Raw genomic sequence first — 12,023 nt, forward strand, 5'->3', positions numbered from 1 at the left:
TCCACGGTAAACGGAAGGGGCAGGCCGAGGGTTCCATCGGAACCCCCAACCTGCCCCCACCATCCCCCTAGGGGACGTCGAGCGTCAGGCGACGATGTTGACCAGCTTCGGCGCGCGGACGATCACCTTGCGGATCTCGGCACCGCCCAGCGCGGCGACCACGTTCGCGTCGCCCAGCGCCAGCGCCTCCAGCTCCGCGTCGGTGATCGACGGGGAGACCTCCAGGCGCGCCTTGACCTTGCCCTTGATCTGCACGACGCAGGTCACGGTCTCGTCCACGACGTACGCCGGGTCGGCGACCGGGAAGTCCTGGTGGACGACCGACTCGTTGTGGCCCAGGCGGTGCCACAGCTCCTCGGCGATGTGCGGGGCCAGCGGGGCGACCAGCAGCACCAGCTGCTCGGCGACCGGGCGGGACAGCGCGCCACCGGACTTGGTCAGGTGGTTGTTCAGCTCGGTGATCTTCGCGATGGCGGTGTTGAAGCGCATCGCGACCATGTCCTGGGAGACCCCGTCGATGGCCTTGTGCAGGGCGCGCAGGGTGTCCTCGTCGGCCGGCGCGTCCACGACGGTGGCCTCACCGGTCGCCTCGTCGACGATGTTGCGCCACAGCCGCTGCAGCAGCCGGTACTGGCCGACCACGGCGCGGGTGTCCCACGGGCGGGAGACGTCCAGCGGGCCCATGGCCATCTCGTACAGGCGCAGCGTGTCGGCGCCGTACTCGCCGCAGATCTCGTCCGGGGTGACCGCGTTCTTCAGGGACTTGCCCATCTTGCCCAGGACGCGGCTGACCTTCTCGCCCTCGTACCAGAACGCCCCGTCGCGCTCCTCGACCTCGGCGGCCGGGACCGCGATGCCGCGGGCGTCCCGGTAGACGAAGGCCTGGATCATGCCCTGGTTGTACAGCTTGTGGAACGGCTCGGCCGAGGAGACGTGGCCCAGGTCGAACAGCATCTTGGACCAGAAGCGCGCGTACAGCAGGTGCAGCACGGCGTGCTCGGCACCGCCGACGTACAGGTCGACGCCACCGGTGGGCATGCCCTCGCGCGGCCCCATCCAGTACTGCTCGACGGCGGGGTCGACCAGCTCCCGGTCGTTGCGCGGGTCCAGGTAGCGCAGCTCGTACCAGCAGGAACCGGCCCAGTTGGGCATGGTGTTGGTCTCGCGGCGGTACTTCTTCGGCCCGGCGCCGTCGCCCAGGTCCAGGGTCACGTAGACCCAGTCCTCGTTGCGCGACAGCGGGGTCTCCGGCTGGGTGTCCGCGTCGTCCGGGTCGAAGGTGCGCGGCGAGTAGTCCTCGACCTCCGGCAGCTCCAGCGGCAGCATGGACTCGGGCAGCGGGTGGGCGACGCCGTCCTCGTCGTAGACGATCGGGAAGGGCTCGCCCCAGTAGCGCTGGCGGCTGAACAGCCAGTCGCGCAGTCGGAAGTTGACCGTGCCCTCGCCGATGCCGCGGTCGGCCAGCCAGGCGGTGATCTTCTCCTTGGCGTCGACGACGCCCAGGCCGTCCAGGGCCACGTCCTCGTTGGAGGAGTTGACCAGCTTCGCCTCGTAGGAGGAGAAGGCCTCGTCCCAGGTGGACGGGTCGGTGCCGCGGTCGTCGGAGGGCTCCACGACGCAGCGCATCGGCAGCTCGAAGGCGCGCGCGAAGGCGAAGTCGCGGCTGTCGTGCGCCGGGACGGCCATGATCGCGCCGGTGCCGTAGCCCATCAGGACGTAGTCGGCGATGAAGACGGGGACCTGCTCGCCGCTGACCGGGTTGGTCGCGTACGCGCCGGTGAAGACGCCGGTCTTCTCCTTGGCGTCGGCCTGCCGCTCGACGTCGGACTTCGAGGCGGCCTGCTTGCGGTAGGCGTCGACGGCCTCGGCCGGGGTGGCGTGCCCGCCGGTCCACACGGCGTGGGTGCCCTCGGGCCAGGCGGTCGGGACGATCTTCTCGACCAGCTCGTGTTCGGGGGCCAGCACCATGTAGGTGGCGCCGAACAGGGTGTCCTGGCGGGTGGTGAAGACGGTGATGGCACCGGCGTCGCCGACCTGGAAGTCGACGCGCGCGCCCTCGGAGCGGCCGATCCAGTTGCGCTGCTGCAGCTTGATGGCCTCGGGCCAGTCCAGCGCGTCCAGGTCGTCCAGCAGGCGGTCCGCGTAGGCGGTGATGCGCATGTTCCACTGGCGCAGCTTGGCCTTGAAGACGGGGAAGTTGCCGCGCTCGGAGCGTCCGTCGGCGGTGACCTCCTCGTTGGCCAGGACGGTGCCCAGGCCGGGGCACCAGTTGACCGGGGCGTCGGAGGCGTACGCCAGCCGGTACTCGCCCAGGACGTCGGCGCGCTCGACGGCGCTCAGGGCGTTCCAGTCACGGCCGCCGGGGACCTCGCGGGTGCCGTTCTCGAACTGCTCGACCAGCTCGGCGATCGGTCGGGCCTTGGCGGCGTCCGTGTCGTACCAGGAGTTGAAGATCTGCAGGAAGATCCACTGGGTCCAGCGGTAGTACTCCGGGTCGATCGTGGCGAACGACCGGCGCTTGTCGTGGCCCAGGCCCAGCCGGCGCAGCTGGACCTTCATGTTCTCCATGTTGGCCTCGGTCGACACGCGCGGGTGCGTGCCGGTCTGCACGGCGTACTGCTCGGCCGGCAGGCCGAAGGCGTCGAAGCCCAGGGTGTGCAGGACGTTGTGCCCGGTCATGCGCGCGTGACGGGCGAAGACGTCGGTGGCGATGTACCCCAGGGGGTGACCGACGTGCAGGCCCGCACCGGAGGGGTACGGGAACATGTCCATGATGAACTTCTTGGGGCGGGCCACCACGGCCGCGTCCCCGGCCAGGTCGCCGGTGGGGTTCGGGGCCTCGTAGGTGCCCTCGGCGTCCCAGGCGTCCTGCCAGCGTGCCTCGATGTCGGCGGCCATGGCCGCCGTGTAGCGATGCTGGGCCGCCGTCTCGGCAGCCGTGTTGATCTCGGTCATGATCCTTGAAGCTCCATCGATCGTCTCTGCCCACTGCCAGCAACTGCCACGAAACGAAAAAACCCCTCGCACAGGAGGGGGCGCCGCGCCGATGCCGACCGGATCTTCATCCGTCGGGACTGATCAGCGCGGCTCGCTAAGCAGAAGGCGTACGGCACGCATGGCGCCAGGGTACCGCAGGGCCTGTCCGGGCCGCATCGACGTTCCAGGGGGCGACACCGCGGCAGCGGGCGCAAAAGAAGCGAGCGCAAAGAAGGCGGACACAAAAGAAGCGGGCCATCCGATCCGGATGACCCGCTTCTCTTTCTGTGGAGCTAAGGAGATTTGAACTCCTGACCCCTTGCATGCCATGCAAGTGCTCTACCAACTGAGCTATAGCCCCTTGTCGTTCATCCCCGCTTCGGTTTCCGTTTCCGTTTCCCTCGCGGCGACAGACAGAACATTAACCGGCTTCTCGCCAGATCACCAAATCGCTTCCTGGCCGGTCGGGAGGCTGCGGGTAGGGTCGCCCCCTGTGACCGAGTCCGTGCTTGCCCGATCCCCCGCCCGCAGGTGGCCCCTGGCCACCGCCGCGACCGTCTGTCTGCTCTCGTTCGCGGCCTTCTGGGTGGCTCAACGCCTCGCCCACGTGAACATGCTCGACGTGATGGTCTACCGGGCCGAGGGCGAGACGCTGCGGGCCGGCGGCGACCTCTACGCGATGCGCGCCACGTCGGCGAACCTCGCCATGACCTATCCGCCGTTCGCCGCCGTGCTCTTCGTGCCGCTGACCCTGGTGGGCGTCCCGCTGATGCGGACGCTCACCACCGCGGGGAACCTGCTCCTGGTGGTGGCGCTGGTCCAGCTGTCGCTCCAGCTGGTCCGCCCGGCGCTGTCCCGGGCCGGGGCCCGCGCCGATCTATGGCGTACGACACTGTGGGTCGCCGCGATCGTGGTCTGGTGCGAGCCGGTGTGGACGACGCTGCGGTACGGCCAGATCAACCTGCTCGTCGCGGTGGCGGTGCTGTGGGATCTGACACGCCGCGAGGGCAGCCGCTGGGCCGGCCTGGGCATCGGCCTCGCGACCGCGGTGAAGCTGACCCCGGGTCTCTTCGTCGTCCTGCTGCTCGCCGCCGGGCTGCTGCTGTGGCGCCGGGACCGGGCCCTGAACCAGTGGCTGCGGACGGCGTTCACGGCGACCGGGGTCTTCCTGGGGACGACGCTGGCGATGGCGCTGGCCCTGCCCGCCGACTCGAAGAAGTTCTGGACCCGGACCCTGTTCGAGACGGGCCGGGTCGGTCACGCCGAGGAGACCGCCAACCAGTCCATCAGCGGCGTCCTGGCCCGGCTGATGCACACCGACGCCCCCGGCCTGTGGTGGGTGGCGGCGGCCGCCCTCCTGGGCGGCGCGGCGATGACCGTCGCGGTCCGGGCCGCGGTGCGCGGCGACAGGGCGGTGGCCGTGATCGTCACCGCGTTCACGGCGCTGATGATCAGCCCGATCTCCTGGTCCCACCACTGGGTGTGGTGCGTGCCGCTGCTGATCCTGCTGTACGACCGGACCACGCGCTTCTTCCCCGTGACGGGAGTCGTGGCACTGGCCTTCGCCTCGTTCGCGCTGTGGTGGGTCCCGCACGACCCGGGCCGCCCCGAACTGGACCAGAACGCGGGCCAGATGCTGCTCTCCGCGGTCTACCCGCTGACGGCGACGGCGGTGTTCGCCGGCTACCTGCTCGCGCGCCGCCGGGCGGTCACCGGCGCGAACCCGGCCGGGCCGGACGCTTCTGTGCGCGCGGCCGTCGAAACCACCGGGCTCCACGAGCCCCGCGAGGCTCCGCGGGCGGCCGCTCAGGCCGTCGCGAAGGAGTAGAACCGCTTGAGGGTGCAGTGCTCGTCGAGGAGCCGACCGTAGATCGGCTCCCCCTCGAGTTCACGGTAGGTCTCGATCGGGTCGCCTTTTATGATCAGCGCCCGCGCGCATTCCTCGCACCAGTACTGGAACTCGGGGTTGACCGGGTCCATGTCCCGGACGATGGGCGTACCGCTGCCGCACCAGTCGCACTTCCGCCTGTGTGCACCCATCACTCAGCTCCGGATGTGGTGGCAGGACGTACACGGACAGGACGCGGCTGGTTCCGCGACGGCATCGGCTTCGGTCACCTCGGCACCGTCCACGGCCATGCGCGCTCCCTCCCGCCCGGACCCACGTCCCCCTCCGGCGGTCCGATTCTGCCATGGCCCCGCAAGGGGGTCAGCGCCGTCGCCGGACGAGCCCCGTGACAGCCCCCGCCAGCGCCGTCGCCGCCAGCGCGAAGGCGCACACCCACAGCGCGTCGGCTGACGCGCGCGCCCCCGGTGCGGTGATCCCGCCGAGGTAGAGGGTGCCGAAGGCGGCGACCCCGATCAGCTGCCCGAGCTGGGTGACGGTGGCGAGCAGCCCGCTGGCGTCGGCCGCGTCCTCGGGCCGGACGGTCGCGAGCGCGCCGGTCAGGGCGGGGCTGAAGGCCAGGGCGAGGCCGACGCCCATGACGCACAGCACCGGGTAGAGCTGCCGGCCGCCGTCTCCGCCGTCCCTCAGGACGCCGCCCACGGCGAGCGCGGCGGCGGCCGTCAGCAGGAAGCCGCACGGGACCAGGCGCGGCTGCCAGGAGGCCGGCCAGCGCCTCCAGGTGAGGCCGACGACCCCGAAGACGGCGGCGGTGGGCGCGAAGGTGAGCCCGGCCCGCAGGGCGCTGTGCCCGAGCCCGCCCTGGAGGTGCAGGGTGAGGGTGAACAGGAAGCCCGCGTTGACGCCCATGACCGCGGCGATGCGCAGGGCGGCCCGCCCGATGCCGGGGATCCGCAGGACCCGTGGGGCGATGAGCGGGGCGCCGCCGCGGCGGGCGAGCCGGGACTCGTACGCGCCGAAGGCGACCAGGAAGAGCGCGGAGCCGCCCAGGGAGAGCCAGGTCCACAGCGGCCAGTCCGCCTCCTGTCCCAGGACGAGCGGGACGGTGAGCAGGGACACCGTGGCGGCGAGCAGGAGCAGTCCCGGCAGGTCGAGCGCGTGGGCCCGCTCGCGGTCGGTGCGCGCGTCGCGGGGCAGCAGCTTGGCGCCGAGGACCAGCAGGACGAGCCCGATGGGCACGTTGACCAGGAAGACCGGCCGCCAGCCGGTGCCGAACAGGTCGGCGCTGACCAGGATTCCGCCGGCGACCTGCCCGGCGGCGGCACCGGTGGCGAGAACGGCCGAGTAGGCGCCGAGCGCCCGTACCCGGCCCTCACCGGTGAAGTTGCGCTGGATGAGGCTGAGCACCTGAGGGATCATCAGCGCCGATCCGGCACCCTGCGCCACCCGGAAGGCGATCAACTGGCCGGTGCCGGCGGCCAGTCCGCAGGCGAGCGAGGCGGCGGTGAAGAGCGCGAGGCCGGCGAGGTACATGCGCCGGTGGCCGACCAGGTCGCCGAGGCGGGCCCCGGTGATGAGCAACACGGCGTAGGCGATGGAGTATCCGGCGACGACCAGCTGGATCCCGGCCCCGGAGGCGGAGAGTTCGAGGCGGATGGTGGGGGCGGCGACGTTGACGATGAAGGCGTCGAGCAGCGCCATGAACTGGGCGGCGAGCACGACGGCGAGCAGCGGACCGCGCCGATTGTCGGTGCCACCGTCTTTACTGAGTACGGGACGTGTTGTGGTCGTCGTCATACGAGCAGCGTGACGCCGGTCCGATACGGGTAACGAGAGCCCGCTGATGCTGGTAGCGACAGCACCTGGCAACGGCGGCACGGGGACTCGACCATGGGGGTGTGACGACGTTGGCAGTGACCCAGCAGCGGCGCAGACCGGAGCTGTCCGCCTTCCTGCGCGCCCGCAGGGCCCGGGTGACGCCGGAGGACGTGGGCATGGCCCCCGGCCTGCGGCGGCGCACACCGGGGCTGCGACGCGAGGAGGTGGCCCAGCTCTCCGGCGTGGGCGTGACCTGGTACACGTGGCTGGAGCAGGGCCGCCCGATCAACGCCTCGGCCCAGGTCCTCGACGCGGTGGCCCGCACGCTGCGCCTGGACCGGCCGGAGCGCGAGCATCTCTACCACCTCGCGGAGGTGCCGTACGAGCCGGAGACGGCGGCCGAGGACGCGGCGGCCGTCAGTCCGGAGATCCAGGGCATCCTGGACGCCCTGGTGCCCCAGCCGGCCGTGGTCTACAACGCGCGGTACGACGTGCTGGCGACGAACACGACGTACGACCTGCTGTTCGACGTCGACGCGCTCAGCCGGGAGGCGGGCCCCCTCGGGACACGCAACGTGCTGTGGAACCTCTTCACCGTCCCCGACCTGGAGTGCCCCCTGGTCGACAAGCGGCTGGAGCTGCCCCTGATGGTGGCCCAGCTGCGCGGCTCGTACGGGCGGCACGTGGGCGAGCCCTCCTGGGAGGACCTGGTCCGGCGCCTGTCGGAGGCCAGCCCGTACTTCGCGGAGCTGTGGCGCAGCGGCGACGTCATGCCGCCGGGCACCCGGGTGAAGGCCTTCCGGCACGAGGCGGTGGGCGAGATACGGATGACCTCGGTGTCGCTGTCGATCAACGGGATGCCGGGGTGCCGGATCGTCACCTACACGCCGAACGACGAGGCGAGCCGCCGGGCGGTCGCGGCGCTGTACGAGGGCAGGTGAGGAGCGGGGGCGGCGAGGCGGGCCGGCCGGGGGGCGGGAAACGACGAATCCCGCCCCCTGCTGGGGACGGGATTCGAGGATGTGGAGCTAAGGAGATTTGAACTCCTGACCCCTTGCATGCCATGCAAGTGCTCTACCAACTGAGCTATAGCCCCTCGTGTTCTTCGCGCTCTGCGCTGCGAACAAGAAGAACTCTAGCCTGTGACCTACCGGAAAGTGAAATCCGGGGTCCGCGGGGCCCGGGCGGGGCTCAGGCGTCGTCGCCGAGGACGGGCTCGGGCAGCGTGCCGGCGTTGTGCTCCATGAGGCGCCAGCCGCGCGCGCCCTCGCCGAGGACGGACCAGCAGCAGTTCGAGAGCCCGCCAAGGCTCTCCCAGTGCCGGGCCTCCAGGCCGAGAAGCCGGCCGATGGTGGTGCGGATGGTGCCGCCGTGGCTGACCACGACGAGCGTGCCGTCCTGCGGCAGCTTCTCGGCGTGCTCCAGGACCACCGGGGCGGCCCGGTCGGCCACCTCGGTCTCCAGCTCGCCGCCACCGCGGCGCACCGGCTCGCCGCGCTTCCACGCGGCGTACTGCTCGCCGTAGCGCGAGGTGATTTCGTCGTGGGTCAGCCCCTGCCACTCCCCTGCGTAGGTCTCCCGCAGGGCGGCGTCATGGGCGACCGCATGACCGGTGATCGCGGCGAGCTCGGCGGCCGTGGCCGCCGCCCTCTTCAGGTCGGAGGCGACGACGGCATCGGGCTCCAGGGCGGCGAGCAGGCGGGCGGCCCGGCGCGCCTGGGCGACGCCGGTCTCGGTCAGCTCGATGTCCGTGGACCCCTGGAAGCGGCGCTCCAGGTTCCACGAGGTCTGGCCGTGACGCCAGAGGACGATGCGGCGGCCGCTGCCGCCCTTGCCGCTGGTCAGCTCAGCTCCCCGTCCGCCGCGTCGGCGCCCGTGAGGCGGGCGTGCTCCTGGGCCTTGCCGCGGGTCTTCACCGCGTCCTCGGGGAGCGGGAGCTCGGGGCAGTCCTTCCAGAGGCGCTCGAGCGCGTAGAACACGCGCTCCTCGCTGTGCTGGACGTGGACGACGATGTCGACGTAGTCGAGGAGGATCCAGCGGGCGTCGCGGTCGCCCTCCCGGCGCACCGGCTTGGCGCCGAGCTCCTTGTTCAGCCGCTCCTCGATCTCGTCGACGATCGACTTGACCTGGCGGTCGTTGGGGGCGGAGGCGAGCAGGAATGCGTCGGTGATCGACAGCACATCGCTGACGTCGTACGCGATGATGTCGTGCGCGAGTCGGTCGGCCGCCGCCTGGGCGGCGAGGGTGACGAGCTCGATGGAGCGGTCCGTGGCGGTCACAAGCAGGCTTTCGTCGGCGGTCAGAGACACCTCAAGGGTCTCATGTACCGCCGACGGGCCCGAAAAGGATTAACGGAGGGTCACTGCTTCGCTCCGCGAGGCTTGTAATCCTGCCCCAGCACCGCTGTGACCTCGGCGTTTCCGGCGGCCTTGCCCTTGGTGACGGATCCGGCGGGCAGGCCCAGGGTCTTCGCGACCTCGACCGCGTTCGCCTTCTGCGCCTCGTCGGCGTAGATCACCTGGGACTTCTCCTGGGTCTCGGACTTGGTGCCGCCGACCACGGCGTAGCCGCCGTTGTTCAGGACCACCCGGGCGGCCTCGGTGACGCCGGAGCCGCTGGCGTCCCGGATCGCGACGCGGGTCGCCGCGCCCTGCTCCGGAGGGCTGACCTTGCCGCCGAGGATGTCCTTGACCACGCTGTCGCCGGTGGCCTCGCTCAGCGAGCCGTCGGACTCGACCGGCAGGACGGCCGTCTTGTAGTCGCCGACCTTGGCGTGCTCGGCCAGCTTCGCGAGGGAGGCGCCGAGGTCCTTCTCCGGCAGTGACGGGTCGAGGATCTGGGCGAGGGTCTCGACGGTGACCGTGGCGGCCTGCGGGTCGTCGGAGATCTTCCGGAGCACCCCGTACATGACCTGACCGAAGCGCTGGAGCTGCTTGGCCTCCGCCTCGCCGGGCGCCCGGTAGGTGGCGTAGGCGACCGCGGCACGGCCGTTGAGGGTCTGGTTCTCACCCTTCTTGACCAGCGGCGCGGCGCCGGGCTTGGCGCCCGGCACGTCGGTGTCGGTGGTGATGTCGATGTTGCTGACGAGCTCGACGAGGCTCTCCAGGTACGGGGTGTCGAGCCGCCAGGTGCCGGTGATCTTCGCGCCGAGCAGGTTGCCGACCGCCTCGCGGGTGCCGCTGGAGCCGTCGTCCTCGACGGACTTGGCGAGCGTGGTGGTGGATCCCTCGTCGTCGGCGACGGCGAGGGAGTTCGGCAGCAGCACGGTGGTGCCCTGCTTGGTGGTGGCGTTGTCCACCAGGAGGGCGGTGGACGTGCCTCCGCCGGTGGTGTTGTGCAGGTGGACGATGATCGTGTCGCGCTTCTGCGGCCCGGTGGCGGTGTTCTGCTTCTGCTCGCCGCCGGACGTGCCGGGCAGCATGCCGGCGTACCAGAGGTAGCCGACCCCGCCGGTCACGGCCAGGACGAGGACCACCACGAGGGCGACGACCCGGTTGCGGCCGCGGCGCCGGGCCTCCTCGCGGCGCTCGGACCGGCTCTCGGTGAACGCGAGCCAGTCGATGACGTCCTCGGAGTCCTCGTCGGGCTCCTCGATGAACGAGAACTGCTCGGTGCGGTACGCCCGGTCGTCGTCGTCCGGCGCCGGGCGCTGCCCGGGCACACCGGCCTGCGGCGCGGTCTGCGGCGCGGCGGGCGGCGGCACGACGGGGGCGGCCTCGGTGCGGACGGCCCACTGCTGCCCGGTGTGGTCCGCCTGGGCGGGGTGGGCCTGCGGGACCGGCTGCTGCGGCTGGACCGGCGGGAAGTACTGCCCCTGCTGACCGGTGTCGTACTGCTGGTAGTCGTACGGGGTCTGCTGGGCGTACGGGTCGTACTGCGGCTGCTGGACGGGCTGCTGCGGCTGGACCGGCTGCTGGACGGGCTGCCCGTACGGGTCGTAGCCGTAGTGCTGCTGGCCCTGCGCCTGTTGCTGCGACTGCTGCTGTTGTTGCTGCTGGGCGTACGGGTCGTAGTGCTGTTGCGGCACCTGCTGCTGGTACACCGGCTGCCCGTACTCGTCGTAGCCGATGATCTGCGGCTGCGGATAGTACGGGTCGTACGGGTTCTGCTGATCGTTCACCGGTGCCCCTCCCCGAGACTCACTCGCCGCGGTACAGCTGGCGCTTGTCGATGTAGCGCACCACGCCGTCCGGAACCAAGTACCAGACCGGATCGCCCTGAGCGACCCTCACCCGGCAGTCGGTGGAGGAGATGGCGAGCGCGGGGACCTCGACCAGCGAGACCCCGCCCTTGGGCAGGCCGTCGTCGGTGAGGTCGTGGCCCGGGCGGGTGACGCCGATGAAGTGGGCGAGCGCGAACAGCTCCTCGGCGTCACGCCAGGTGAGGATCTGCGACAACGCGTCGGCGCCGGTGATGAAGAAGAGGTCCGAGTCGCTGTTGAGAGAGCGCAGGTCCCGCAGCGTGTCGATGGTGTACGTCGGACCGCCGCGGTCGATGTCGATGCGGCTGACCGAGAACTGCGGGTTGGAGGCGGTCGCGATGACCGTCATCAGGTAGCGGTCCTCGGCCGCCGAGACGGCCTTGTGGCTCTTCTGCCACGGCTGCCCGGTCGGCACGAACACCACCTCGTCGAGGTGGAACAGGGCGGCCACCTCACTGGCGGCCACCAGGTGTCCGTGATGGATCGGATCGAACGTTCCGCCCATCACGCCGAGTCGGCGCTTGCCGCGGCCGCCAGTAGGCACTTCCTGCTCTCCCATGCGTGCAGAGCCTACTGGCACGGCGACGGACGCCGGATCAGCGGCCTCTCGGCTCAGCGGTCGCGGTTGAAGCGGGTGGTGATCCAGAGCAGAAGCAGCAGCGCGAGGAAGGCGCCGCCACCCGTGACGTACGGGCTGAGGCTTTCGTGGTTGCCGCCGTGCTCGGCACCCTCGGCGAGCGTGACCAGGTTGGCGGCGGTGGCGTGGAGGCTCATCTTCGGCAGGACCTTCGATCGGGGATGGGAGCGGAGACTTCGCGCACATCGTATGCGGGAGGTCGCGGCGCGCTCACGCCGACTCAGGCGTTGGCGTCACGGGCGTCCTTTTCGGTCACTCCGTTCTCCACGATCTTTACGTTCTCCGGGCTCTCCGGGCTCTCCGGGCTCTTCGGGCTCTCCGGGCTCTCCGGGCTCTCGGCGCGTTCGTCCCGCTCGGCGCCGTCCCCCTTGTCCCCGTAACCCCGCAGCAGGAACCAGGCCAGCAGGGCTCCGCCCACGATCGAGACGAGCAGGACGACGCGGAGGGTGTTGCCGGGGCCCTGCTGCTCCGTCGCGGCGAGAAGGGTGGTGACGGCGGTGGTCACGTGATCCGTCATGGCGGTCGTGCTCCTCGGTTGTCCGCAG

General features: G+C 71.0%; 11 protein-coding genes and 2 tRNA genes. 2 read left to right on the plus strand and 11 right to left on the minus strand.

Annotated features, from left to right (window positions below; genetic code table 11):
• Positions 1–84 precede the first annotated feature (84 nt).
• Positions 85–2,955 (minus strand): leucine--tRNA ligase, encoded by a 2,871-nt coding sequence (gene leuS, locus OG309_RS12315; protein WP_329420519.1) that lies wholly within the window; start codon positions 2,953–2,955, stop codon positions 85–87.
• A gap of 309 nt (positions 2,956–3,264) precedes the next feature.
• Positions 3,265–3,337, minus strand: a tRNA-Ala gene (locus OG309_RS12320).
• Positions 3,338–3,469: 132 nt separating this feature from the next.
• Here OG309_RS12320 and OG309_RS12325 point away from each other — a divergent pair.
• Complete coding sequence (locus OG309_RS12325; protein WP_329420520.1) at positions 3,470–4,804, plus strand: glycosyltransferase 87 family protein; 1,335 nt, start codon at positions 3,470–3,472, stop codon at positions 4,802–4,804.
• On the opposite strand, the gene OG309_RS12330 is transcribed toward OG309_RS12325, so the two are convergent.
• Both OG309_RS12330 and OG309_RS12335 read right to left on the minus strand, forming a co-directional pair.
• Complete coding sequence (locus OG309_RS12330) at positions 4,783–5,016, minus strand: hypothetical protein (RefSeq protein ID WP_005317760.1); 234 nt, start codon at positions 5,014–5,016, stop codon at positions 4,783–4,785. The two genes, OG309_RS12325 and OG309_RS12330, sit on opposite strands and share 22 nt — an antisense overlap.
• 169 nt (positions 5,017–5,185) lie before the next feature.
• Positions 5,186–6,619 (minus strand): MFS transporter, encoded by a 1,434-nt coding sequence (locus OG309_RS12335; RefSeq protein WP_329420527.1) that lies wholly within the window; start codon positions 6,617–6,619, stop codon positions 5,186–5,188.
• Between the two features lie 101 nt (positions 6,620–6,720).
• Here OG309_RS12335 and OG309_RS12340 point away from each other — a divergent pair, with 101 nt between their 5' ends.
• Entirely contained in the window at positions 6,721–7,581 is an 861-nt protein-coding gene (locus tag OG309_RS12340) for a helix-turn-helix transcriptional regulator (RefSeq protein ID WP_329420529.1), read from the plus strand.
• An 82-nt stretch (positions 7,582–7,663) separates the two neighbouring features.
• Here OG309_RS12340 and OG309_RS12345 read toward each other — a convergent pair.
• The 7 genes from OG309_RS12345 to OG309_RS12375 form a co-directional block, all read right to left on the minus strand.
• Positions 7,664–7,736, minus strand: a tRNA-Ala gene (locus OG309_RS12345).
• A gap of 95 nt (positions 7,737–7,831) precedes the next feature.
• Complete coding sequence (locus OG309_RS12350; RefSeq protein WP_329428284.1) at positions 7,832–8,485, minus strand: histidine phosphatase family protein; 654 nt, start codon at positions 8,483–8,485, stop codon at positions 7,832–7,834.
• The gene (rsfS, locus tag OG309_RS12355) at positions 8,482–8,919 is read right to left on the minus strand and encodes a ribosome silencing factor (RefSeq protein WP_329420531.1); all 438 of its coding nucleotides are present in this window, start codon (positions 8,917–8,919) and stop codon (positions 8,482–8,484) included. The genes OG309_RS12350 and rsfS overlap by 4 nt, the downstream gene beginning before the upstream one ends.
• An 80-nt stretch (positions 8,920–8,999) precedes the next feature.
• Positions 9,000–10,760: an LCP family protein gene (locus tag OG309_RS12360; protein ID WP_329420532.1), complete on the minus strand. Its 1,761-nt coding sequence runs from the start codon at positions 10,758–10,760 to the stop codon at positions 9,000–9,002.
• A 19-nt stretch (positions 10,761–10,779) separates the two neighbouring features.
• Positions 10,780–11,400: a nicotinate-nucleotide adenylyltransferase gene (nadD, locus tag OG309_RS12365; RefSeq protein WP_329420533.1), complete on the minus strand. Its 621-nt coding sequence runs from the start codon at positions 11,398–11,400 to the stop codon at positions 10,780–10,782.
• 53 nt (positions 11,401–11,453) lie between these two features.
• Complete coding sequence (locus OG309_RS12370; protein WP_165961838.1) at positions 11,454–11,615, minus strand: hypothetical protein; 162 nt, start codon at positions 11,613–11,615, stop codon at positions 11,454–11,456.
• 83 nt (positions 11,616–11,698) lie between these two features.
• Positions 11,699–11,995 (minus strand): hypothetical protein, encoded by a 297-nt coding sequence (locus tag OG309_RS12375; protein ID WP_329428756.1) that lies wholly within the window; start codon positions 11,993–11,995, stop codon positions 11,699–11,701.
• Between the last annotated feature and the right edge of the window lie 28 nt (positions 11,996–12,023).

The sequence above is a fragment of the Streptomyces sp. NBC_01268 genome, from assembly GCF_036240795.1.
In the GTDB taxonomy this organism is placed as follows: Bacteria; Actinomycetota; Actinomycetes; order Streptomycetales; family Streptomycetaceae; genus Streptomyces.